At 75.1% G+C, this 22,567-nt stretch carries 25 protein-coding genes and 1 pseudogene; 8 read left to right on the top strand and 18 right to left on the bottom strand.

Features of this window, described 5'->3' with window-relative positions:
• The first annotated feature begins 39 nt into the window (after positions 1-39).
• The 3 genes from ACIGW2_RS20900 to ACIGW2_RS20890 are packed head-to-tail and all read left to right on the top strand — an operon-like array spanning position 40 to position 4,249.
• On the top strand, positions 40-468 hold the full coding sequence (locus tag ACIGW2_RS20900; RefSeq protein ID WP_399845002.1) for a hypothetical protein: 429 nt from the start codon (positions 40-42) through the stop codon (positions 466-468).
• Entirely contained in the window at positions 456-3,605 is a 3,150-nt protein-coding gene (locus tag ACIGW2_RS20895) for an ATP-binding cassette domain-containing protein (RefSeq protein WP_399844999.1), read from the top strand. Before ACIGW2_RS20900 ends, ACIGW2_RS20895 begins: the two co-directional genes overlap by 13 nt.
• Positions 3,602-4,249, top strand: coding sequence for an ATP-binding cassette domain-containing protein (locus ACIGW2_RS20890; RefSeq protein ID WP_391653970.1), 648 nt, complete (start codon positions 3,602-3,604; stop codon positions 4,247-4,249). The genes ACIGW2_RS20895 and ACIGW2_RS20890 overlap by 4 nt, the downstream gene beginning before the upstream one ends.
• Before the next feature lie 24 nt (positions 4,250-4,273).
• Here ACIGW2_RS20890 and ACIGW2_RS20885 read toward each other — a convergent pair whose 3' ends face one another.
• Positions 4,274-4,816: a transglycosylase family protein gene (locus tag ACIGW2_RS20885; protein ID WP_356076370.1), complete on the bottom strand. Its 543-nt coding sequence runs from the start codon at positions 4,814-4,816 to the stop codon at positions 4,274-4,276.
• Positions 4,817-5,031: 215 nt separating this feature from the next.
• On the opposite strand from ACIGW2_RS20885, the gene ACIGW2_RS20880 reads away from it, so the two are divergent.
• Together ACIGW2_RS20880 and ACIGW2_RS20875 are read left to right on the top strand one after the other, a co-directional pair.
• Positions 5,032-5,832: a hypothetical protein gene (locus ACIGW2_RS20880; RefSeq protein WP_356076372.1), complete on the top strand. Its 801-nt coding sequence runs from the start codon at positions 5,032-5,034 to the stop codon at positions 5,830-5,832.
• A gap of 293 nt (positions 5,833-6,125) precedes the next feature.
• Positions 6,126-6,389: a hypothetical protein gene (locus tag ACIGW2_RS20875; RefSeq protein ID WP_391653971.1), complete on the top strand. Its 264-nt coding sequence runs from the start codon at positions 6,126-6,128 to the stop codon at positions 6,387-6,389.
• 102 nt (positions 6,390-6,491) lie between these two features.
• Here the strand turns inward: ACIGW2_RS20875 and der are convergent, their stop codons facing one another.
• From der to ACIGW2_RS20840, 7 genes and pseudogenes are all read right to left on the bottom strand, one after another.
• Positions 6,492-7,940 carry a ribosome biogenesis GTPase Der gene (gene der, locus ACIGW2_RS20870; RefSeq protein WP_361580373.1) on the bottom strand — a complete coding sequence of 483 codons (1,449 nt, stop codon included), beginning with the start codon at positions 7,938-7,940 and terminating at the stop codon, positions 6,492-6,494.
• A 79-nt stretch (positions 7,941-8,019) separates the two neighbouring features.
• On the bottom strand, positions 8,020-8,607 hold the full coding sequence (locus ACIGW2_RS20865) for a lysophospholipid acyltransferase family protein (RefSeq protein ID WP_391656892.1): 588 nt from the start codon (positions 8,605-8,607) through the stop codon (positions 8,020-8,022).
• A 53-nt stretch (positions 8,608-8,660) separates the two neighbouring features.
• The gene (gene cmk, locus ACIGW2_RS20860; protein WP_356070059.1) at positions 8,661-9,350 is read right to left on the bottom strand and encodes a (d)CMP kinase; all 690 of its coding nucleotides are present in this window, start codon (positions 9,348-9,350) and stop codon (positions 8,661-8,663) included.
• Positions 9,351-9,475: 125 nt separating this feature from the next.
• Positions 9,476-9,625, bottom strand: a pseudogene (locus ACIGW2_RS20855) (prephenate dehydrogenase); the annotation flags it as partial.
• Positions 9,626-9,792: 167 nt separating this feature from the next.
• A complete protein-coding gene (locus tag ACIGW2_RS20850; RefSeq protein ID WP_391656888.1) occupies positions 9,793-10,881 on the bottom strand; it encodes a prephenate dehydrogenase in 1,089 nt (362 codons plus the stop codon).
• On the bottom strand, positions 10,878-11,240 hold the full coding sequence (aroH, locus tag ACIGW2_RS20845) for a chorismate mutase (protein WP_356070053.1): 363 nt from the start codon (positions 11,238-11,240) through the stop codon (positions 10,878-10,880). The genes ACIGW2_RS20850 and aroH overlap by 4 nt, the downstream gene beginning before the upstream one ends.
• A gap of 98 nt (positions 11,241-11,338) precedes the next feature.
• Positions 11,339-11,794 carry a YidB family protein gene (locus tag ACIGW2_RS20840; RefSeq protein ID WP_399844992.1) on the bottom strand — a complete coding sequence of 152 codons (456 nt, stop codon included), beginning with the start codon at positions 11,792-11,794 and terminating at the stop codon, positions 11,339-11,341.
• Between the two features lie 111 nt (positions 11,795-11,905).
• Between ACIGW2_RS20840 and ACIGW2_RS20835 the strand changes: the two genes are divergently transcribed.
• The 3 genes from ACIGW2_RS20835 to ACIGW2_RS20825 are packed head-to-tail and all read left to right on the top strand — an operon-like array spanning position 11,906 to position 13,524.
• The gene (locus tag ACIGW2_RS20835) at positions 11,906-12,250 is read left to right on the top strand and encodes a DUF952 domain-containing protein (protein ID WP_391656886.1); all 345 of its coding nucleotides are present in this window, start codon (positions 11,906-11,908) and stop codon (positions 12,248-12,250) included.
• 46 nt (positions 12,251-12,296) lie between these two features.
• Entirely contained in the window at positions 12,297-12,761 is a 465-nt protein-coding gene (locus tag ACIGW2_RS20830; RefSeq protein WP_399844989.1) for a Rieske (2Fe-2S) protein, read from the top strand.
• 10 nt (positions 12,762-12,771) lie between these two features.
• Positions 12,772-13,524 (top strand): DNA polymerase beta superfamily protein, encoded by a 753-nt coding sequence (locus ACIGW2_RS20825; protein ID WP_399844987.1) that lies wholly within the window; start codon positions 12,772-12,774, stop codon positions 13,522-13,524.
• Here ACIGW2_RS20825 and ACIGW2_RS20820 read toward each other — a convergent pair.
• The 10 genes from ACIGW2_RS20820 to ACIGW2_RS20775 all read right to left on the bottom strand — a co-directional run bounded on the left by ACIGW2_RS20820 (position 13,441) and on the right by ACIGW2_RS20775 (position 22,233).
• A complete protein-coding gene (locus ACIGW2_RS20820) occupies positions 13,441-14,208 on the bottom strand; it encodes a DNA polymerase beta superfamily protein (protein WP_399844985.1) in 768 nt (255 codons plus the stop codon). The genes ACIGW2_RS20825 and ACIGW2_RS20820 overlap by 84 nt on opposite strands.
• Positions 14,209-14,211: 3 nt before the next feature.
• Positions 14,212-15,225 carry an ADP-ribosylglycohydrolase family protein gene (locus ACIGW2_RS20815; protein WP_391656882.1) on the bottom strand — a complete coding sequence of 338 codons (1,014 nt, stop codon included), beginning with the start codon at positions 15,223-15,225 and terminating at the stop codon, positions 14,212-14,214.
• Positions 15,222-15,962 (bottom strand): NUDIX hydrolase, encoded by a 741-nt coding sequence (locus ACIGW2_RS20810; protein ID WP_399844982.1) that lies wholly within the window; start codon positions 15,960-15,962, stop codon positions 15,222-15,224. Before ACIGW2_RS20810 ends, ACIGW2_RS20815 begins: the two co-directional genes overlap by 4 nt.
• A complete protein-coding gene (locus ACIGW2_RS20805; RefSeq protein ID WP_391656880.1) occupies positions 15,959-17,056 on the bottom strand; it encodes an AAA family ATPase in 1,098 nt (365 codons plus the stop codon). The genes ACIGW2_RS20810 and ACIGW2_RS20805 overlap by 4 nt, the downstream gene beginning before the upstream one ends.
• A complete protein-coding gene (gene pnuC, locus ACIGW2_RS20800; RefSeq protein ID WP_356070029.1) occupies positions 17,053-17,703 on the bottom strand; it encodes a nicotinamide riboside transporter PnuC in 651 nt (216 codons plus the stop codon). The genes ACIGW2_RS20805 and pnuC overlap by 4 nt, the downstream gene beginning before the upstream one ends.
• A 168-nt stretch (positions 17,704-17,871) precedes the next feature.
• A complete protein-coding gene (locus ACIGW2_RS20795) occupies positions 17,872-18,981 on the bottom strand; it encodes a pseudouridine synthase (protein WP_356070026.1) in 1,110 nt (369 codons plus the stop codon).
• The gene (gene scpB, locus ACIGW2_RS20790; RefSeq protein ID WP_265865694.1) at positions 18,981-19,553 is read right to left on the bottom strand and encodes an SMC-Scp complex subunit ScpB; all 573 of its coding nucleotides are present in this window, start codon (positions 19,551-19,553) and stop codon (positions 18,981-18,983) included. The genes ACIGW2_RS20795 and scpB overlap by 1 nt, the downstream gene beginning before the upstream one ends.
• 32 nt (positions 19,554-19,585) lie before the next feature.
• Complete coding sequence (locus tag ACIGW2_RS20785) at positions 19,586-20,674, bottom strand: segregation/condensation protein A (RefSeq protein WP_399844978.1); 1,089 nt, start codon at positions 20,672-20,674, stop codon at positions 19,586-19,588.
• Between the two features lie 45 nt (positions 20,675-20,719).
• The gene (locus tag ACIGW2_RS20780) at positions 20,720-21,211 is read right to left on the bottom strand and encodes a hypothetical protein (protein WP_391656891.1); all 492 of its coding nucleotides are present in this window, start codon (positions 21,209-21,211) and stop codon (positions 20,720-20,722) included.
• Positions 21,208-22,233 carry a ParA family protein gene (locus ACIGW2_RS20775; protein WP_345492490.1) on the bottom strand — a complete coding sequence of 342 codons (1,026 nt, stop codon included), beginning with the start codon at positions 22,231-22,233 and terminating at the stop codon, positions 21,208-21,210. The genes ACIGW2_RS20780 and ACIGW2_RS20775 overlap by 4 nt, the downstream gene beginning before the upstream one ends.
• Positions 22,234-22,567 lie beyond the last annotated feature (334 nt).

Below are 22,567 nucleotides of genomic sequence, written 5' to 3'. Positions count from 1 at the left end.
GCCGGACCTCGCCGGACCTCGCCGGGAAGGAGGCCGCTCGTGCCGTCGCATCCGCGCCCGTCGTCGCGGCTCCTCTGGTGGGCCGGGCTCGTCGCGGCCGCCGGTGGCACGGTGCTGAGCGTGGCCGGCTGGTACGGGATCTCCGGCGAGCGCTTCGCCGAGCGCCAGCTGCCCTACCTGGCCTCGTGCACCGTCCCCGGGGCGGCGCTGCTCGTCGCCGCGGCGGTGCTGTGCGCGGGTGCGGCCCTGCTCTCCCGGGCCCCGGGCCGGTCGGAGGAGGCCGAGCAGGAGGAGGACGAACCGTCGGCTCCGGCCGCGCCCTCGTCCACGGGGCCGCCGCTGCGGGTCCCCGGCGGGACCCTCGCGCACCGCCCGGACTGCCCGCTGGTGGCGGACCGCCCCGAGGCGGAACCGGCCGGCGACGCCGGCCTCGACCCCTGCCCGGTGTGTGAGCCGTGGCCTCGCTGACGTACGACCTCGTCCTCGCCGGCCTCGCCGTCGGCAGCGCGGCGGCGCTCACCGGCATCGGTCTCGTCGTCACCTACCGGGCCACCGGCGTCCTCAACCTCGCGCACGGCGCGATCGCGATGGTCTGCGCGTACGTGCTGCGCCAGCTGGTGGTGGTCTGGCACTGGCCGCTGCCCCTCGGGGCGCTGGTCACGCTCCTGGTGGTGGCCCCCGGCATCGGCCTGGTCCTGGACCGGCTGGTGTTCCGGCCGCTCGCGGTCGCGGGCGCGGGCCCGGCGCAGACGCTGGTGGCCTCGATCGGCGTGTTCGTGCTGCTCGTCGGCGCGGCGGCGCTGGTGTGGGGCGGCGGCGCCCGCGACGACGCTCCGGTGCTGCTCGGCGACGATCCGTGGGCGCAGCTCGCGGCGGCCGTGGCGCTGGCCTGCGCGGTGGGGGCGGTGACCCGGTGGACGCGGTTCGGGCGGCAGCTGCGGGCGGTGGTCGACAACCGGCCGCTCGCCGTCCTCTCCGGCATCCCCGCGGACCGGGTGGCGGCGGCGGGCTGGGCCTTCGGCTCCTGCACCGCCGGGCTGACGGGCGTGCTGCTCGCGCCGTACGTGCGCCTCGACCCGTACGGGATGCCGCTGCTGGTCGTCGAGGTGATCGCGGTCGCGGTGGTCGCCCGGATGCGCAGCCTGCCGGTGGCGGTGCTGACCGCGCTCGCGCTGGGGGTGGCCCAGGCGCAGCTCACCCGGCTGCACCCGGCCGGCTGGGCGGGCGACGTGCTCCAGGCGGCCGGGGCTAATCTCTTCGTGGTCGCCCTGCTGGTCGCCGCCCTCGTCCTGCCGGGCGTCGGCGACACGGACGCCCTCCCGCCGCCCCGGGCCGCGCCCCGGGTCCCGGTGCCGGTCCGGCTGGTGACCGCGGTCCTGCTCCTGCTCCCGCTGGGCCTCGCGGGCGAGGACCTGAGCACCGCCGTCCAGGTCCCGGCGCTCGCGGTGATCCTGCTCTCGCTCGTCGTGGTCTCCGGCCGGGGCGGCCAGATCGCCCTGGGCCAAGCGGCCTACGCGGGCCTGGGCGCCCTCTTCACGGCCCTGCTCACCACGGCGGGCCTCCCGGCCGCGGCCGCGCTCGCCGTGGCCGTCCCGGCGGTGGCGGCGGTCGGCCTGCTGACCGGCGCGCCGGCGATCCGCCGGCACGGCCTGGCGCTCGCCCTGGCGACGCTCGCCGTCGGCGTGGCGGTGAGCCGCTTCGTCTTCGCCCAGCCCTACGCCACCGCCGGCGTGACCGTCACCCGGCCGGCGGGCCTCGCCGACGACCGCGCCTTCTACGCCCTGGAGCTGCTGGTCCTGGCCGGCTGCCTCGCCCTGGTCGCCGCGCTGCGCCGGGGCGGCACCGGCAGGGCGCTGGCCGCGCTGCGCGACCACGAGCCGGGCGCGGAGGCGGCGGGCGTCCCGGTCGCCGCCCTGAAGCTCCTCGCCTTCACCCTCGGCGCCGCCCTCGCCGCCCTCGGCGGCGCCCTGCTCGCCTGGTCCGTCCGGGCCTTCGACCCCGACGCCTTCGACCCCGTCCGCGGCCTGCTCTGGTTCGCTGCCGTCCTCGTCCTCGGCGCCGACACCCTCCTCACCCCCCTCCTCGCCGCGACCCTCCTCGTCTCCCTCGACGCAACCCCCCACCCGGGCATCGCCGCCGCCCTCATCGGCCTCCTCGCCACCCTGTCGGGCCGCCTGCCCCCGGTCCTGCCGTGGCTCCTCGAACGGGGCGGGGGCGGGGCGCGCGGCGGGGCCCGTCGGCGGCTGGGGGGCCGGGGGAAACCGGCCGCGCACGGGCAGCGCGCCGGCCACCCGCACCGCCGGCAGCAGGCGGCGCCGGGCCCGGAGGCCGGCCCGGGCGGGGGCGCGGGCCCCGAGCCCCGGCCGCCGGTGCGCCACGAGGAGCCAGCCAGGCCAAGGCCGGAACCGGGCAAGGGCGCCCCCCGCGCACCCAGCCCGACGCCGCCGGCCGGGCCCCCGCCAGTCACGGCCCACGCGGCGCCGACCCCGCCGAGCCCAGAGCCGGACTCGGGCGCCCGCGGGGCGCCCGGCCCCGAGCCCCGGCCGCCGGCGGGCCACGAGGAGCCGGCCAGGCACGGGCCGGAACCGGGCAAGGGCGCCCACAGGCCGCCCAGCCCGACGCCGCCGAGCCCGGAGGCCGGGCCGGGCGGGGGCGCGGGCCCCGAGCCCCGGCCGCCGGTGCGCCACGAGGAGCCCGCCAGGCACGGGCCGGAACCGGGCAAGGGCGCCCCCCGCACGCCCAGCCCGACGCCGCCAGCCGAGCCCCCGCCAGTCACGGCCCACGAGAAACCGACCCCGCCAAGCCCAGCGCCCGGCCGAGCGCCCCGGCCCGCGCGCGGGCGGCCCGCGGATCACCTGCTCCCCGTGACACCACCGCCGGAGCCAGAGCCGGGCTCGGGCGCCCGCAGGGCGCCCGGCCCCGAGCCCCGGCGGCCGGCCGCCGGGGCGGCCGCCGTGCCCGGTCCCCCGGGCGCCCGCGCCCGCGCCGCGCGGCTCGTCGCCGAGGGGGTGCGGGTCGTGTATCCCGGGGGGACCGTCGGGCTGGACGGGGTGGACGTGGCGGTGCGGGGCGGGAGCGTGACCGCGGTCGTGGGGGCCAACGGGGCCGGGAAGAGCACGTTGTTCGACTGTCTGGCGGGGGCCGTGCGGCCGACGGCGGGGCGGGTGTTGCTGGACGGGCTGGACGTCAGCAGGCGGCCGGCGCACGTGCGGCAGCGGCTCGGGGTGGCGCGGACGTTTCAGCAGCTGGTGGTGTTCCCGTCGCTGAGCGTCGAGGAGAACGTGCGGGTCGGGGGGTCCGGGGCCGAGCAGGCACTGCGGTTGTTCGGGCTCGACGGGGCGGTGCGGCACCGGGCGGCGGCCGGGCTGCCGACGGGGACGCTGCGCCGGGTGGAGCTCGCCCGGGCGCTCGCGGGGCGGCCGCACACGCTGCTGCTCGACGAGCCCGCCGCCGGGCTCGACACCGCCGAGGCCGCCGCGCTCGCCCGGATCCTCGCGGCGCTCGCCGCCGACGGCCTCGCCGTGCTCGTGGTCGAGCACGACCCGGACCTCGTCGCCGGCATCGCCCGTACCGTCCACACCATGGAGGGCGGTCGGATCGCATGAGCGTCGAGATCGCGCTGCGCGCCGCCCGGGTGCGCTACGGCCCGCTGGAGGCCCTGCACGGCCTGGACCTCGCGCTGCCCGCCGGCACCGTGACCGTGCTCCTGGGGCGCAACGGCTCCGGCCGGAGCACCGTGCTGCGGGCGCTCGCCGGGACGGTGCCGCTGAGCGGCGGCCGGGTGGTGTGGCGGGGCGAGGACGTGACGCGGGTGCCGGCCCACCTCCGGGCGCGCCGCGGCCTGTGCTTCGTACCGGATCTGCGGGCGGTGTACGCGACCCTCACCGTCGCCGAGAACCTGGACCTCGCCGTGCCGGGCCGCCGGGACGAGGCCCTCGCCGCCTACCCGGAGCTCGCACGGCTGCTCGACCACCGGGCCGCGACCCTGTCGGGCGGCGAGCGCCGGATGCTGGCGCTGGTCCGCGCGGTGTGCGGCACCGCACGGGTCGTCCTGGTCGACGAGCCCTCGCTCGGTCTGTCGGCGTCCGGGGCCTCCCGTACGTACGCACTGCTCGCCGCCCTCGCGGCCCCGCCCGCCGGCGCGGCGGTGGTGCTCGCCGAGCAGCGCGTCCCGGCCGGGCTGCCGGCCGGCTCCCTCGGGTACGAGCTGCGCCGCGGCGCCCTCGCCTCCTGCGGGGAGCTCGTCTGACCGCCCGACCGCCCGACGGCCCCGTCAGGGCAGCCGCAGCATGGTGCCGACCATGAGCCGGTTCGGGTCCGGCCCGATCAGCGAGCGGTTCGCGGCGTACAGCGCCTGCCAGCCGCCCTTCGTGCCGAAACGGCGGGCGACCGCGCTGAGGGTGTCGCCGCGCTGCACGACATGGGCGCGGCCGCTCAGCCCGTACCGCTTCGAGCAGACCGGCCAGGCCCCCCAGCCCTGCACCCGCAGCACCTCCTCGGCGACCGCGATCTGCTGGGCGCGGGTGGCCAGGTCGGCGCGCCGGGCGTAGCGGCGGCCGCCGAACTCGTCCCAGGTGGGCTGCCAGAACTGCAGCCCGCCGTAGAAGCCGTTGCCGGTGTTGGCGTGCCAGTCCCCGCTGCTCTCGCACGCGGCGACGCAGCCCCAGGGCCACTGGTCCTTGACGCAGGCCTCGACGGGCGTGGGCGCGGCGGCCCCGGCCTCCTCGGCGTGCGCGGACGCCGGGGGCAGCGCCGGGGACAGCAGCGCGGCGGCGGCCAGCACGGCACCGGCCGTCCAATATCGGATCTTCGACATCGGGGCAGGCTAGGCAGCGCTTCCGGGCGCCGTGCCCGTGCCGCGCGGAACGCCGTTCACATCCCACCCGGTCGGCGGCACCGCGCGGACCGGCCCCGCGCGCACAAGTCGTCGCCCCCGGACGCGTGACCCCCGGCGAGTCTTCCCCGTTGAACTCGGCATGAGACGGCCGGGAACCGCCCGGCCTCGCACGCAACGAGTCCAGGGAGCCCCCCGTGCCGCGCATGCTCGACGTCAGCGAGGACGTACGCGCCGAGATCGGCGACGAAGAAGCGGACCGGCTGCTCGCCGGCGAGAACGCCCCGGGCAGCTACGACTGCACCTCCTGCCGGACCCCGGGCGACTCGGAGCAGGAGCGCACCAGCACCGTGCTGTTCGTCGGCGAGGAGACCGCGGTCCTCGCCTTCGCGCACGCCAGCTGCATCCCGTCCCAGGTCGTCCGGGTCGCCGAGGAGCAGCTCCAGGGCGCCGTCGCCTCCATCACGGCGGCCGACGCCGCCGACGCCGCCGGAGCGGCCGACGAGCTCGCCGCCGCCCACCCGGAGCAGGCGGTGCTCGGGGTGACCAGCGGTCTGGTGCTGATCGAGGGCGAGCTGCACCCGGCGCTGGTGGTGGAGCCGACCGCGCCGGTGGCCCGCCCCGGTTCGGACGGGCTGACCGACGAGTTCCTGACGCTCCTGGTCGAGCAGGGCTTCCAGCCGGTCTCCGACGTCAACCGGAAGCCGGCCCCGCTGCCGGGCTGGTCGGTCCTGGTCGCGATGGGCCAGCTGCACTCGGTGCTCCAGCCGGGCCCCGGCGGTGCGGGCCAGGCCGCCTGGTGGCAGGCGCACCAGCCGCTCCAGGTGACCGAGGGCTGGCGGGCCGCGGCGAACAAGTCGCACACGGTGCTCGTCTTCGCCGCGCCGGTCGGTTCGATCGGGCAGCAGCCGCGCGAGGACCTGCTGCGCGACGCGCTGGAGAAGGCCGCCGCCAACGGGCGCCTGGTGGCCGCCGCGATGCCGCTGGCCGGCACCTGATGGACGACGCGCGACCCGGCATAGGGCCGGTGGGGCCGGTCGGCGGGCCTTCGGCGCCGACGACGGTGCCGCGCCCCCAGCCGCCGCTTTCCGAGGCCCGCCGCCCGCATCTCGCGGGCGGCGGGGTCGTTGGCACCTATGTGCACCCATACGACCCATTCCGCGAGCAGTACCCGCGCCCGGTGCCGGTCCCGAGCCCGGCCCCGGGCCCCGTCACGACCTCTGTCACGGCCCCGGTCGCGACGTCGGTCGGGACCCCGGTCGGCACTCCGGTCGGGAGCCCGATCCCGTCGATGCGCCCGGCGCAGGACGGCACGGCCGGCATCACCGGCGCCGGCGGTTCGGCGGGCTTCTCGGCGACCCCGATCTACGACGCCCTGTACTCCGAGTACCGGCGGTCGTTCCGGACCCTGCCGGGCGACCGCAGCGGCGAGGAGGAGCTGGGCTTCCGGGGCTTCGGCGCCCACCGGTTGCCGGGGCAGAGCGGCGACTACGCCCGGCCGTCGGCGGGCTGGTCCGCGTACGCGCTGCCGCCGGGCCGGCGGACGGGCCCGTAACGGCCCGCAACGGCCCTGAAGGGCATACGGCCGGGGGCCGGGGCGCGTGCTCGCCCCGGCCCCCGGCCGTCTCTCGTCGTACCGGCTCCTGCTTCCTGCCGGTTACTTCTTCTTGCCGCGCTTCTCGCGCACCCGCACCGAGATGTGGATCGGGGTGCCCTCGAAGCCGAACTCCTCGCGCAGCCGGCGCTCGACGAAGCGGCGGTAGCCGGCCTCCAGGAAGCCGGAGGCGAAGAGCACGAAGCGGGGCGGCTTGGTGCCGGCCTGCGTGCCGAAGAGGATGCGGGGCTGCTTGCCGCCGCGGATCGGGTGCGGGTGGGCCGCGACCAGCTCGCCCAGGAAGGCGTTCAGCCGGCCGGTGGGGACACGGGTCTCCCAGCCGGCGAGCGCGGTCTCGATGGCCGGGACCAGCTTCTCCATGTGGCGGCCGGTCTTCGCGGAGACGTTGACCCGGGGCGCCCACGAGACCTGCTGCATCTCGGTCTCGATCTCGCGCTCCAGGTAGTAGCGGCGCTCCTCGTCCAGCTCGTCCCACTTGTTGTAGGCGATGACGATGGCGCGGCCGGACTCGACCGCCATCGTGATGATGCGCTGGTCCTGGACCGAGATGTGGTCGGTGGTGTCGATGAGGATGACGGCCACCTCCGCCTTCTCGACGGCGGCGGCGGTGCGCAGGGAGGCGTAGTAGTCCGCGCCCTCCTGGAGGTGCACCTTCTTGCGGATGCCGGCGGTGTCGACGAACTTCCAGGTCTTGCCGCCGAGCTCGATCAGCTCGTCGACCGGGTCGCGGGTGGTGCCGGCCAGCTCGTTGACGACCACGCGCTCCTCGCCGGCCACCTTGTTGAGCAGGGAGGACTTGCCGACGTTCGGGCGGCCGATGAGGGCGATCCGGCGCGGGCCGCCGATCGGGCTGCCGAAGCGCTGCTCGGGGGCCTCGGGCAGGGCCTTGAGGACCTCGTCGAGGAGGTCACCGGTGCCGCGGCCGTGCAGCGAGGAGACCGGGAACGGCTCGCCGAGGCCGAGGGACCACAGCATGGCGGCGTCGGCCTCGCCGGCGGGGCCGTCGACCTTGTTGGCGGCGAGGACGACCGGCTTGCCCGCGCGGCGCAGCAGTTTGACGACGGCCTCGTCGGTGTCGGTGGCGCCGACGGTGGCGTCCACGACGAAGAGGCAGGCGTCGGCGGCCTCGATGGCGAACTCGGCCTGGGCGGCGACGGAGGCGTCGATGCCGAGGACGTCCTGCTCCCAGCCGCCGGTGTCGACGACCTTGAAGCGGCGGCCGGCCCACTCGGCCTCGTAGGTGACGCGGTCGCGGGTGACGCCCGGGCGGTCCTCGACGACCGCCTCCCGGCGGCCGATGATCCGGTTCACCAGGGTCGACTTGCCGACGTTCGGGCGCCCGACGACGGCGAGCACGGGGAGCGGGCCGTGCCCGGCCTCCTCGATCGCGCCCTCGACGTCCTCGACGTCGAAGCCCTCTTCCGCGGCGAGCTCCATGAACTCCGCGTACTCGGCGTCGCCAAGTGCCCCGTGGTCGTGCTGGTCGTTCATGAAGTCCGTTCCTTGATCATTCGTGGTCGGTGGGTCCTCGCGGGCCTGAGCCCGCGGGGCCCACTACTGAGAGTGTCGCTCAGCGCCCGGTGAGGCGCCTGGCGTTTTTCAGGTGGTCGGTGAGACGTTCCTGGATGCGGAAGGTGGCCTCGTCGAGCGCCTTGCGGGTGCGCCGGCCGCTGCCGTCGCCCGCCTCGAAGGGGTCGCCGAAGACGACGTCGACGCGGCTGCGCAGCCGCGGCAGCGCCTTGATCAGCCGGCCGGGCTTCTCGGTGCTGCCGAGGACGGCGACCGGGACGATCGGCGCGCCGCTGCGGACCGCGAAGTAGGCGAGGCCGGCCCGCAGCGAGGCGAAGTCGCCCTCGCCGCGGGTGCCCTCGGGGAAGATCCCGAGGACGCCGCCGTGCTCCAGGACCGCGAGGGCGTTGCCGATCGCGGTGCGGTCGGTCGAGTCGCGGTCGACCTTGAGCTGGCCGATGCCTTCCAGGAAGCTGCCGAGCGGCCCGACGAACGCTTCCTTCTTGATGAGGAAGTGCACGGGCCGCGGGGCGGTGCCCATGAGCATGGGGCCGTCGATGTTGTGCGCGTGGTTGACGGCGAGGATGACGGGACCGGAGGCCGGGACCCGCCAGGCGCCGAGCACGCGCGGCTTCCAGAGGCCGTACATCAGCCCGATGCCGATGCGCCGGCCGACGGCGGCACCCTTCCCCGAGGGCTGGGTCACGGGGCGACCGCCGTCCGCTCCTGGCCGCGCTTCTCCTCCACCAGGGTGACGACGCACTCGATGACCTGGTCGAGGGTGAGCTCGGTGGTGTCCACCTCGACGGCGTCGTCGGCCTTGGCGAGCGGGGAGGTCTTGCGGCTGGAGTCGGCCGCGTCCCGCTTGATCAGGGCCTGCTGGGTGGCGGCCACGTCGGCGCCCTTGAGCTCGCCGGAGCGGCGGGCGGCGCGGGCCTCCGGCGAGGCGGTGAGGAAGATCTTGAGGTCGGCGTCGGGCAGCACGGTGGTGCCGATGTCGCGGCCCTCGACGACGATGCCGCCCTCGGCGGTCCGGGCGATGGTCCGCTGCAGCTCCGTGATCAGGGCGCGCACCTCGGGCACGGCGCTGACGGCGCTGACCTTGGAGGTGACCTCCTCGGTGCGGATCGGGCCGGAGGCGTCGACGCCGTCCACCGTGATGGTGGGGCGGGCCGGGTCGGTGCCGGAGACGATGACGGGCTTGGCGGCGGCGTTGGCGACGGCCTCGGCGTCCTGGACGTCCACGCCGTTGCTGATCATCCACCAGGTGATGGCCCGGTACTGGGCCCCGGTGTCGAGGTAGCTCAGCCCCAGCTTGGCGGCAACCGCCTTCGAGGTGCTCGACTTGCCCGTGCCGGAGGGGCCGTCGATGGCGACGATCACGGTTTCCACGGTGGGGAAGGCCTTCCTGGGTGAGCGGGAGGTCCCGTGCGGACGCGCGGGGACCTCCCCCAAGGTTACCGAGTCCCCCGCACCCGTTCGGCCGAGCGGTCCCACGGCGCCGCCCCGCCCGCCCCTCAGCTCTTCCGCGGCGCCGACTCCGGCAGCCGGGCTGCGGCGGGCTCGACCATCAGCGGGACCAGGCCCGCCTGCCGGCCCGTCGCGTGCTCGATGCGCACGTCCTCGATGTCGACGCCCGCACGGCCCGCGTCGGCGAAGATCCGGGCCGGCTCGCCCCGGGCCGGGCTTGACTGCCCACCGCCACCCTCGCACCACTCGGCCCCGGAGGGCCTCCCGGGCTTCGGACGGCCGCGCCGGACTCCGTCCGGCGGTCGTCGGCCGGGCACCCCGGCCACCCGGCCCTCCGGGCGCCCGGACACGCCCCGCCCGCCCCTCAGCTCTTCCGCAGCGCCCAGCCCCGCTCCCGCAGCGCCGACTCCAGGACCGGGGCCGCCGCCGGCTCCACCATCAGCTGGACCAGGCCCGCCTGCTGGCCCGTCGCGTGCTCGATGCGCACGTCCTCGATGTTGACGCCAGCACGGCCGGCGTCGGCGAAGATCCGGGCCAGCTCACCGGGCTGGTCGCTGATGAGCACGGCGACGGTCTCGTACGTGGTGGGGGCGGCGCCGTGCTTGCCGGGGACGCGGGCGCGGCCGGCGTTGCCGCGGCGCAGGACGTCCTCGACGCCGAGGGCGCCGTCCCGGCGCTCGGCCTCGTCCTCGGACTCCAGCGAGCGCAGCGCCCGTACCGTCTCGTCGAGGTCGGCGGCGACGCCCGCGAGGACGTCGGCGACCGGGCCGGGGTTGGCGGAGAGGATCTCGACCCACATGCGGGGGTCGGAGGCGGCGATCCGGGTGACGTCGCGGATGCCCTGGCCGCACAGGCGCACGGCCGTCTCGTCGGCGCTCTCCAGGCGGGCCGCGACCATCGAGGAGACGAGCTGCGGGGTGTGCGAGACGAGGGCGACGGCCCGGTCGTGGGCGTCGGCGTCCATGACGACGGGCACCGCCCGGCACAGCGCGACCAGCTCCAGGGCGAGGTTGAGGACCTCGGTGTCGGTGTCGCGGGTCGGGGTGAGCACCCAGGGGCGGCCCTCGAAGAGGTCGGCGCTGGCCGCGAGCGGGCCGGAGCGCTCCTTGCCGGACATGGGGTGGGTGCCGATGTACGCGGTGAGGTCGAGGCCCAGGTCCTCCAGCTCGCGCCGGGGGCCGCCCTTGACGCTGGCCACGTCGAGGTAGCCGCGGCCGAGGCCGGCCCGGAGGGCGGCGGCGAGGGTGCCGGCGACGTGCGCGGGCGGTACGGCGACGATCACGAGGTCGACCGGCCCGTCGGGCGCCTGGTCGGTGCCGGCGCCGAGCGCGGCGGCGGTGCGGGCCCGGGCCGGGTCGTGGTCGCGCAGGTGCACGGTGACCCCGCGCCCGGCGAGGGCGAGGGCGGCCGAGGTGCCGATCAGGCCGGTTCCGATGACGAGCGCGGTTCTCACTGGGCGATGTCCTTGCGCAGGGCGGCCGCGGCACCGAGGTAGACGTGCGCGATCCGGGACTTGGGCAGTTCCGACTCGACGTGCGCGAGGAGCCGTACGACCCTCGGCATCGCACCTTCGACGTCGAGCTCCTGCGCGCAGATCAGCGGGACGTCCACGATCCCGAGGCGGCGGGCGGCCGCTGCGGGGAAGTCGCTGTGCAGATCGGGCGTGGCGGTGAACCAGATGCTGATGAGGTCGTCGGCGGTCAGTCCGTTGCGTTCGAGCACGGCGGTGAGCAGCTCCTCGACCTGCTCGTGCATGTGCCCGGCGTCGTCCCGCTCCAGCTGGACCGCGCCGCGGACCGCTCGTACCGCCACCTCGTCACTCCTTCGTCGTCCGCGCCACCCGCGCAGGTGCTCCGGCCAGCCTAGTCAGCGGCCGGAGCGCCCGCGGCGGCGCCCGCGATGCGGACCGCTCAGAGCTTCTGCGCGCGGATCAGGTCCTCCAGGGAACCGCCGGGCAGCTCCCCCTGCGGGGACAGCTTGTCGACGACCCGCGGCAGCTCGCGGGCGATCTCGTCGGCGGCCTGGTCAGGGGTGACGCCGGCCTCGGCGGCGACCTTCTGCAGGGTGTCGTCGGGCAGGGCGCCGGCGATCTGGGCGCCGCTGACGGGCTTGTTGTCGCCGGTGCCGAGCCAGGACTGGGCCTGGTCGGCGAGGCCGGAGCGGGTGAGCATGTCGAGGAGCCCGCCCAGCGGGTTCGAGCCGCCCTGCCCGCCGGCGCCCGGTGCGCCGCCGCCCTTGCCGGCCATCAGCGCGCCGAGGAGTGCGCCGAGGACGCCGCCGGCACCGCCGCCCTGGCCGCTCCCGCTTCCCCCGGCGCTTCCGCCGAGGAGGCCGCCGAGCAGACCGCCGAGATCGTTTCCTGCCATGACCACGCCTTTCTTCCGGTGCGGAACAGGGCCAATGTCACCCGGGGCGGCCTGCTCCGCCACCCGGGGTGAGCGGGGCCGGGGGCGCACGGGCGCGGTACAACTGTCGGCATGCTGCTGCACCTCGTACCCCTGGACGTCTGGTCCGCCGATCCGGACCTCCCCTACGCCCCGCCCTCCCTCGCCGCCGAGGGCTTCGTCCACTGCTCCGGGGACGAGCCGTCGGCCCTCGCCGTCGCCGACCGGTACTACCGCGACGTGCCGGGGACGCTGCTGGTCCTGGTGATCGACGAGTCGCGGCTGGGCGGGGAGGTCCGCTGGGAGGGCTCGGGGAGCTCCGAGGACGTGCTGTTCCCGCACGTGTACGGGCCGATCGAGCGGTCCGCGGTGACGGAGGTCCTGGAGGTGCGGCGGGACGCGGGCGGCCGGCCGAGGGAGCTGGCGCCCCGGGCGTAGGCGTGTTGCCCGGCACCGGGCCTCCGCCCGGCCCAATCTGGGCGGCATGACTCCTCACCCCATGCCCCGCCGCCGTACCGTCCTGCGCGCCGGCGCGGGCTCCGTCGCCGCCACGGCGCTGGTCGCGGGCTGCGGCTCGGACGACGACGGCCCGGGCGGTACGGCGCGGAGCGCGTCCCCGTCGACGCCTCCGGCCGCGTCGCCGTCCTCGCCCGCGGCGGCGCCGAGTCCGCTCGCCCGGACCGCGGACATCCCGGTCGGCGGCGGCACCGTCTTCGCGGACGAGAAGGTGGTGGTGACCCAGCCGGTGGCCGGCGAGTTCAAGGCCTTCTCGGCGGTCTGCACGCACCAGGGGTGCACGGTCGCCAAGGTCGCGGACGGCACGATCGACTGCCCGTGCCACGGTTCCCAGTACCGCATCGCGGACGGCTCGGTCGCCGCCGGCCCGGCCCCGCGGCCGCTCCCGGAGGAGCGGATCAAAGTCTCGGCGGGAACGATCACGCTCGCTTAGCCTGTCGCGCATGACTCCTGAGGAACTGGTGCGCGACCACACGATCTACTCCTGTGTCATGGGGTCGCGCGCGTTCGGTCTGGCGACCGAGGACAGCGACACGGACCGGCGCGGGGTGTATCTCGCGCCGACGCCGCTGTTCTGGCGCTTCGACAAGCCGCCGGCGCATGTGGAGGGGCCGGCGGCGGAGCAGTTCAGCTGGGAGCTGGAACGCTTCTGCGAGCTGGCGCTGCGCAACAACCCGAACGTCCTGGAGTGCCTCCACTCCCCGCTCGTCGAGCACGCCGACGCCACCGGCCGCGAACTGCTGTCGCTGCGCGGCGCGTTCCTGTCGCGGCGCGCGCACGAGACCTTCGTCCGTTACGCGGCCGGCCAGCGCCGCAAGCTGGAGGCGGACGTCCGGCAGCACGGCGCGCCGCGCTGGAAGCACGCGATGCACCTGGTGCGGCTGCTGATCAGCTGCCGGGACCTGCTGCTCAGCGGCGAGCTGCGGATCGAGGTGGGCGAGGAGCGGGACCGGCTGCTCGCGGTCAAGCGCGGTGAGGTGTCCTGGCCGGAGGTCGAGTCCTGGATGAACCGCCTCCAGGACGAGTCCGACGCCGCCCGCACCACGACCCCCCTCCCGGACGCCCCGGACCACGCGCGCGTCGAGGACTTCCTCACCCGCGCCCGCCGCGCCTCAGCCCTCCGCGAGCTCCCGCCGCACGCGTACGACGAGGTCGTCCAGGGCCGCGAACCCGGCGGCCTCACCGGGCAGCGCTGACCGGGCCTGCGCGTCGTCGAGCACGCCGCCCAGGCGTTCCACCTCCGCCCGCACCTCCGCGGCGGGCACCTCGGCGGCCGCGTGCTCGGCCAGGGCCTTCGCGGCGACGAGCCCGGGCAACCGGGCGGGCGCCTCGGGGACGGCCTCGGCGAGCGTGGGCAGATGGGCCTGGATCTCTCCGGAGCGCATCAGGTGGATGCCGGTCAGCAGGGCCCGGTAGGTGTAGAGCAGCGGCTTGAGTTCGCCGCTCTTCTCGTGGAGGCGCCACTGGGTGGCCGCGAACCCGCGGTAGTGGTGCGCGTGGTGGGCGGTGAGCACGTCGGGGACGAGGGAGCGCAGCTCGGCGTGCGCCTCGGTGGTGTGGACGACCAGCGGCGAGGTGAGCTGTTCGAGCACGTAGCCGTTGCGCCGCAGCATCAGGCGGACGAACTTCCGCAGGTCGTGGGTGACGAGGTCCATTTCCGTGCCGTCCCGGTCCCACATCCGGGTCCTGGTCTCCTCGGGCTCGCGCAGCCCGATCAGGTCGGCGACGGGCAGCAGGTGCACGCCGCGCAGGTCCACGTCGGAGTCACGCGAGGGGAAGCCGTAGAGGTGGGCGCCGGAGACGGTGGCGAAGAGCAGGGGGTCGGGCTGCTCGGCGACGACGGCGGTCAGGTCGACGTCGGGGGCTGAGGTGGTCGGCACGGCTCACGCGTCCCACAGCGCGCCCAGCGCCAGCAGCTCGTCGCGGTGTTCCACGGCCGCCACCCACTCCGCCGGCCAGGCGTCCGCGCCCAGGTGGGCACCGGCGAAGGCGCCGGCGAGGGCCGCGATGGAGTCGGAGTCGCCGCGGGTGCAGGCGGCGCGGCGGAGGGCGGTCAGGGGCTGGTCCGGGAAGAGCAGGAAGCAGAGCAGACCGGTGGCGAGGGCCTCCTCGGCGATCCAGCCGTCGCCGGTGTACGCGCAGGGGTCGATCTCGGGGTCGGCGGTGCGCTGGACGGCGTCCAGGCGTTCCAGGACGGCCAGGCACTCGTCCCAGCCGCGCCGGATGAAGTGGGTGGCGTCCGGGTCCTGGGAGCGGGTCCACAGGTCGCCGAGCCAGTGCTCGTGGTAGCGGGAGCGGTTCTCGTACGCGTACGAGCGGAGCCGGCCGACCAGGCCGGTGGGGTCGGCGCCCTGGGCGAGCAGCCACACGGCCCGGGCTGTGAGGTCGGAGGCGGCGAGCCCGGTGGGGTGGCCGTGGGTGAGCGCGGCCTGGAGCTGGGCGGCGCCGGACCGCTGCTCCTCGGTGAGGCCGGGGACGAGCCCGATGGGCGCGACCCGCATGTTGGCGCCGCAGCCCTTGGAGCCGATCTGGCTGGCGTCCTGCCAGGGCCGGTCGCCGTCGAGGAGGTGGCAGGCGACCATGCAGGTGCGGCCGGGGGCGCGGTTGTTCTCCGGCGAGTGGTACCAGTCGACGTACTCCTCGCGCAGCGGGCGCGCCAGCCGCAGCGGCGCCAGCGGTCCGCGCTCCATGGCGGTGCGGATGCCCCGGGCGAAGGCGAGGGTCATCTGCGTGTCGTCGGTGATGTACGCCCTGCCCCGGGTGACCGGCAGGTCCATGGCCCGCCAGGGGCCGAACTTCCCGAGGATCTGCGGGACGTCGTTGAACTCGGTCGGGAATCCCAGCGCGTCCCCCAGCGCCAGCCCCACCAGCGCCCCCGTCGCGGCCTTCTTCGTCATGCGGGTCGTCCTTCCGGTCGTAGCAGTGGCGGGTGCAGGGCCGTGGCCTCGCCCGCACGGTAGAGCGCGGCCGGTTTCCCCCGTCCGCCGGTGCGGCGCGGGGGGCCTTCCACCGGCCGGACGAAGCCGGGGGTGGCGAGGACCTTGCGCCGGAAGTTGGGGCGGTCGAGTGCGACGCCCCAGACGGTCTCGTACACCTGCCGCAGCTCGCCGAGGGTGAACTCGGGCGTGCAGAAGGCGGTGGCGAGACAGGTGTACTCGAGTTTGGCGCCGACCCGTTCGCGGGCGTCGGCGAGGATCCGGTCGTGGTCGAAGGCCAGGTCGCGGACGGTGTCATAGGGCTGCCAGCGGGCCTGGGCGGCGTCGCCGCCGCCGCGGGGCTCGGGCAGGTCGGGGACGAGCGCGGTGTAGGCGACGGAGACCACCCGCATCCGGGGGTCGCGGTCCGGGTCGCTGTAGGTGCGCAGCTGTTCCAGGTGGAGCCGGGCGGCGATGTCGCCGGACAGGCCGGTCTCCTCGGCGAGTTCGCGGCGGGCGGCCTGCTCGGCGGACTCGTGGGGCAGCACGAAGCCGCCGGGCAGCGCCCAGGAGCCGGCGTAGGGCGCCTGGCCGCGTTCGACGAGGAGGACGTGCAGGCGGCCCTCGCGGACGGTGAGGACGGCGAGGTCGGCGGTGAGCGCGAAGGGCTCGAAGGCGTGCTTGTCGTAGCCCTCCGGGACCGTCGGTGCGGGGGTCATCGGCGCTCCGGCAGGGGGTCGGTGAAGTGCCACCCCTCGGCGAGCAGCGCGTCGACGGCGGCGACGGCGGTCGCGAGGCGTTCCTCGTGCGGGCCGGTGAGGACGACGGTGCGGCGGCCGGTGTGGGCGAGCTGGGCGAGGAAGCGCGCGGTCATCCAGGGCCGCAGGTGTTCGCCGTCGCGCAGTCCGTCGTCCTCGAAGGGGACGCCGCGGTGGTCGGTGAGCAGCCACAGGTGCTGCCGGCCGCGGGCGGCGATCTCGCCGGTGCCGGGGCTGCTGGTGCCCAGGTAGCGCTCGTGCCAGATGGTGGTGGCGAAGGCGTCGGTGTCGCAGAAGAGGACGGGTGAGCCGTCGCGGGCGGCCTCCTCCTCCAGTTCGGCCTGGCGGAGCGCGATGACGGGGAAGTCGGCGGAGCGGAAGGTGACGTCGGACCAGTCGGCGTCGGGGCGTTCGGCGCGCAGTTCGGCGAGTTTCCGCTCGCTGTACGCGCGCCCGTACTCGGGCACCCAGCGGGTGCGGGCCCAGACCCCGCCGCGGCCGCGGTAGTGCTCGGCCAGCGCGCGGGCCATCGTGGTGGTGCCGGTGGACTCGGCGCCGAGGACGACGACCCGGCGGGTGAGCGCGGCCCGTACGGGGGCGGAGAGGTGGTCCCAGCAGCCGGCCGGGTCGGCGCGGACGGCGGTGCCGGAGACGGGGTGGGTGCGGCGCTCGGGGTCGACGAGGACGGACGCGGCGCCGAAGCGGCGGGCGAGCTCCGCCCCGTACGCCTCGGAGGTGAAGACGGCGTCGACGGGTTCGGGCACGGCGGTCCGGAAGATCTTCATGTGGGCGTCCCACACCTCGGGGTCGTGCAGGTCGACGGGGACGTCGTCGACGGCGCCGACGACGAGCGCGTCGGGGTGGACCTCGCGCATCCAGGCGACCCGGTCGTCGAGCGGCACGGATTCCACGGAGGAGGCGCAGACCAGGACGGTGAGGCGGTCGCAGCGCTCGCGCGCGGTGCGCACGAGGTGGTGGTGGCCCGCGTGCGGCGGATAGAACTTGCCGAGGACCAGCCCGTGGCCGTAGCGGCGGCCGGTGTCGTGGGCGGTCATGAGGTGGCCTCCAGCGGCTGCCGTACGGCGGCCAGGTCGCGGGTCCAGCCGCGCAGGCCGAGGACGCACAGGGTCATGAAGCCGACGTACAGCAGGGAGGTCAGGTAGAGCTCCTTGTACGCGTACAGCGGGACGTAGACGACGTCGGCGGCGATCCAGAGCCACCAGGACTCCAGGCGCTTGCGGCACTGTCCGTAGGTGGCCATCAGGGACAGCGCGGTGGTGAGGGCGTCCCAGAAGGGGACGGTGGAGTCCGTCGCCCGGTCGAGGAGCAGGGTGAGGACGAGGGTCCCCACCGCCCCCGCCGCGATCAGCCAGGTCCATTCGGTGCGGCTGGTGCGCCGTACCGGCAGGGTGTCGGAGCCCGGGCCACCCCCGTGGGTCCAGGTCCACCAGCCGTACGCGGCGAGGGCGATGAAGACGAACTGGAGGCCGGCATCGGCGTAGAGCCCGCTCTGGGTGAAGAGCAGGACGAAGAAGAGGTTGTTGGCGATGCCGATCGGCCAGTTCGCGACGTGCTGGCGGGCGACGAGCCAGACGCAGAGCGCGCCGCTGCCGAAGCCGAGCACCTCGGTCCAGCTGACCGGGGTGTCGAGCAGCGTGAACAGCGGCCGCTGCAACGGTTCCAGGACGTTCGCGAGACTCATGCCCGCCTCCCCCATACTTTAAGAGTCACCCTGACTATAAATGGCGGCGGACTCGACCACAAGTGCGAAACGACACGCGGGTCCGGGGTACGACGAAGGCCCGTGACCGCCTCACGGTGGTCACGGGCCTCGGTCCCCGCGGTGCGGGGTGCGGCTACGGGCTTCCGGCTACAGGCCGACTTCCTTCATCAGCATGCCGACCTCGGTGTTGCTGAGCCGGCGCAGCCAGCCCGACTTCTGGTCGCCCAGGGTGATCGGGCCGAAGGCGGTGCGGACCAGCTTCTCGACCGGGAAGCCCGCCTCGGCGAGCATCCGGCGCACGATGTGCTTGCGGCCCTCGTGCAGGACGACCTCGACCAGGTAGTTCTTGCCGGTCTGCTCGACCACCCGGAAGTGGTCGGCGCGCGCGTAGCCGTCCTCCAGCTGGATGCCCTCCTTGAGGCGCCGGCCGACCTCGCGGGGCAGCGGGCCGGTGACGGCGGCCAGGTAGGTCTTCTTGACGCCGTACTTGGGGTGGGTGAGGCGGTGGGCCAGCTCGCCGTGGTTGGTGAGCAGGATGATGCCCTCGGTCTCCGTGTCGAGCCGGCCCACGTGGAAGAGCCGGGTCTCGCGGTTGGTGACGTAGTCGCCGAGGCACTGGCGGCCGTCCGGGTCCTCCATGGTGGAGACGACGCCGGCCGGCTTGTTCAGCGCGAAGAACTGGTACGACTGGGTCGCGACCGTCAGGCCGTCGACCCGGATCTCGTCGGAGTCCTTCACCCGGAGGCCCTGCTCCAGGACGATCTCGCCGTTGACCTCGACGCGGGCCTGCTCGATCAGTTCCTCGCAGGCGCGGCGGGAGCCGTAGCCGGCGCGGGCCAGCACCTTCTGCAGCCGCTCGCCCTCCTGCTCGGCGCCGGGGAAGGTCTTGGGGGTCTTGATCTCGGGCTTGTTCGCGTACCGCTCGCGGTTGCGCTCCTCCGCCCGGGCCTCGTACTCGCGCGAGCGCGCCGGGGCCGTGCGGCCGCCGCCGCGCTTCGGGGACTGCTTGGGGCCGCCCTTGGCGCCGCCGCGGGCCGCGTCGCCGCGCCCGCGCTTCGGGGCGCCGCCGCCGGACGAGGGCATGTCCACGTCGTACTGGCGGTCCTCGGGGCGGGGCCGGCGCGGGCGGGCGGGGGTCTGGCCGCCGCCGCGCTCGTCGCGGTTGTTGCCCGCTCCCCGGTAGTTGCCGCGGCCGCCGCTCTTGGCACCACGGCTCCCGCCGTTGTTTCCGCTGTTCCTGCCGCTGCTGCTTCGCATCAAACTTCCGTTGTCTCGTCTGCGTGCCCGGCGCCGTCGTCTGCGTCGGGGTCGAACGACGGGACGCCTTCCAGGGAGTCCGCCTCGACCGCTTCCGCCTCGGGGAGGAAGGGCGCGAGCTCCGGGAGCTCGTCCAGGCCGCGCAGGCCCATCCGCTCCAGGAAGTAGTTCGTCGTCCTGTACAGGATCGCACCTGTTTCGGGTTCCGCGCCCGCCTCCTCCACCAGACCGCGCTGGAGCAGGGTGCGCATGACGCCGTCGCAGTTCACCCCGCGCACCGCGGAGACCCGGGAACGGCTGACCGGCTGGCGGTACGCGACGACGGCCAGGGTCTCCAGGGCCGCCTGGGTGAGCCGGGCCTGCTGCCCGTCCAGGACGAAGGCCTCCACGGCGGCGGCGTGCTCGGCGCGGGTGTAGTAGCGCCAGCCGCCGGCGACCACCCGCAGCTCGAAGCCGCGGCCCTGGACGGCGTACTCGTCCGCCAGCTCGCGCAGCGCGAGCGCGACCTCGCGCGGGGTGCGGTCCAGGGCCTTGGCCAGCCGCTCCTCGGTGACGGGCTCGTCGACGACCATGAGGACGGCTTCGAGGGCGGGCTTGAGGTCGTTCACGGGGCGTCCTCCCTGACGTCCTGGTCGAACTCGTCGGTGACGGCGGGCGCGGTGTCGGTGTCGCCGCCCGTCCAGGACACGGTGAGCTCGCCGAGCGGGCTCTCCTGGTCCAGGGCGACGGCCTTCTCCCGGTAGAGCTCCAGGAGGGCCAGGAAGCGCGCCACGACCGTCAGGGTGTCCTCGGCGCCGGCCACCAGCTCGCGGAAGCCCAGGGTGCCGCGCTCGCGCAGCAGCGCGACCACGATCCCCGCCTGCTCGCGCACGCTGACCAGCGGGGCGTGGATGTGGTCGACGTACACCTGCGGCTTGGCCTTGGGCTGCATGGCCTTCACGGCCAGCTTCGCGAAGCCCTCGGCGCCGATGGAGATGACCACCTCGGGCAGCAGCTCGGCGTGGTGCGGCTCCAGGCCGACGGTGCGCGGGTGGCGCCGGCCCTCGCCCTCCCAGCGCTCGGCGAGGATCTCGGCGATCCTCTTGTACGCGCGGTACTGGAGCAGCCGGGCGAAGAGCAGGTCCCGGGCCTCCAGGAGCGCCAGGTCCGCCTCGTCCTCCACCTCCGCGGCGGGCAGCAGCCGGGCCGCCTTGAGGTCGAGCAGGGTGGCCGCGACCACCAGGAACTCGGTGGTCTGGTCGAGGTCCCAGTCGGGGCCCATGGCGCGGATGTGCGCCATGAACTCGTCGGTGACCCGGGACAGGGCGACCTCGGTGACGTCCATCTTGTGCTTGGCGATCAGCTGGAGGAGCAGGTCGAACGGCCCCTCGAAGTTCGCCAGGCGCACGGTGAACCGCCCGTCCCCGCCCTCCGGCCCCGCCCCGGACCGCGACTCGTCCCCCACCGGCCCGGGCTCGTCCCGTACAGGCTCCGGCTCGTCCCGTACGGGCTCGGGTTCCGCTCGTACGGGCTCCGGCTCGTCCCGTACGGGCTCGGGTTCCGCTCGTACGGGCTCCGGCTCGTCCCGTACGGGAAGCGGCTCGGGCAGCGGCTCGGGCTCGGGTTCCGCCACCGGCACCGGGCCCGTCCCCGGCCCGCGCCCCAGGGCGCGGCGGCGGGGCGGACGGGACGTTTCGTCAGAGGGAGGGGGCATCGGGGTCCTGGTGGAGCGGGGGTGCGGCAGCTGTGCAGGCTACCGTCAGCGGCCGCGCAGGCGGCGCACGAGGATGCTCGCGTCGCCGCGGGACTCCAGGTCCGCGAGGACCACCGCGACCGCCTCGCGGACGATCCGGCCGCGGTCGACCGCGAGGCCGTGCTCGCCGCGCAGCACCAGGCGCGCGTGCTCCAGGTCCATCAGCTCCTCGGCGGAGACGTAGACCGTGATCTTCTCGTCGTGGCGCTCGCGCCCGCTCGGGCGCCGGCTGGCGGTGCGGCCCCGCCGGCGGGCCTGGGCGGGGGTGGCCGGGGCGGCCGGGGTCTGGGCCGCGGGCTTGGTCTCCGCCGTCCGGGCGCGCGGCTCGGCGGGCTCCGTGTCGGCCGCGGAGTGCTCGGCGGATCCCTCCGCCGGTGCGGCCGCCGCCGCGGAGTCGCTCTCACCGGCCGGGGGCGGCACGGTCCGGCGCGGCGAGGAGGACTGCAGCCCCATGCCCCCGGTCGTACGGAACAGTTCGTCGGCGCCGGGCAGACTCACTCGGCGTGACACCGGGCGAGCACCTCCCTGGCGAGCTGACGGTAGGCCGCGGCGCCCACGCTGTTCGAGGCGTACGTGGTGATGGGCTCGCCGGCGACGGTGGTCTCCGGGAAGCGCACGGTCCGGCCGATCACCGTGTGGTACACGTGGTCGTCGAAGGCCTCGACGACGCGCGCGAGCACCTCGCGCGAGTGCACCGTCCGCGAGTCGTACATCGTGGCGAGGATGCCGTCGAGCTCGAGCTCCGGGTTGAGCCGCTCCTGGACCTTCTCGATGGTCTCGGTGAGCAGCGCGACGCCGCGCAGGGCGAAGAACTCGCACTCCAGCGGGACGATGACCTTGTGAGCGGCCGTCAGGGCGTTGACGGTGAGCAGGCCGAGCGAGGGCTGACAGTCGATCACGATGTAGTCGTAGTCGTTCATCAGCGGCTTGAGGGCGCGCTGCAGCGTGGACTCGCGCGCGACCTCGGAGACCAGCTGGACCTCGGCGGCCGAGAGGTCGATGTTGCTCGGCAGCAGGTCCATGTTGGGCACGGCGGTCTTGAGCAGCACCTCGTCGGCCGACATGCCCCGCTCCATGAGCAGGTTGTAGACGGTGAGGTCGAGCTCCATGGGGTTCACGCCGAGGCCGACCGACAGGGCTCCCTGCGGGTCGAAGTCGACGAGCAGCACCCGCCGTCCGTACTCGGCGAGCGCGGCGCCCAGGTTGATGGTCGACGTGGTCTTGCCGACGCCGCCCTTCTGGTTGCACATCGCGATGATCTTCGCGGGTCCGTGGTCGGTCAGCGGGCCCGGGATCGGGAAGTACGGCAGGGGCCGTCCGGTGGGGCCGATCCGCTCGCGGCGCTGCCGGGCAGCGTCGGGTGCGAGGGTGGCCGCGTACTCCGGATCGGGCTCGTACTCGGCGTCGGGGTCGTAGAAGTGCCCCTCGGGCACCTCGTCGTAGGCGGCGAAGTGGGTGGACTCTCGGCCCATCTCGTTGCCGGCCGTGGCGTTCACGTGTAGGCCGTCCGTCATCTTCATCGTATGGGCTGGCGTCATGGTCTGGTGCGTCGCGAAGGTCCGCACCGCGACGGAGCCGATCGGGGCTCCTGGCTCCGCGGCCTCGGGAGTAAATGTCGACTCATTCACAAGTCGTCTTACCTCCTTGGACGTGACCAGGAACATTTATCGATAGGTCAGCGTGGCACCATGCCGACGGTTGGCGACTCTATGGCGTGTCACCGGTCCGCAGCAACACAATCCGCCGGACCCGGCCCGATGTGTCGGCAACCGAACACCCCGCTGTCAAGGGTGCGCAGGCATGCAACCGCACGTTTCAGGGGTGCGCGAAACGGTTAAAGAGTTACGTTCGAGG

It is taken from the genome of Streptomyces sp. NPDC053541 (assembly GCF_044544705.1).
GTDB lineage: Bacteria > Actinomycetota > Actinomycetes > Streptomycetales > Streptomycetaceae > Streptomyces.
This window is presented reverse-complemented; position numbering and strand designations above follow the sequence as displayed.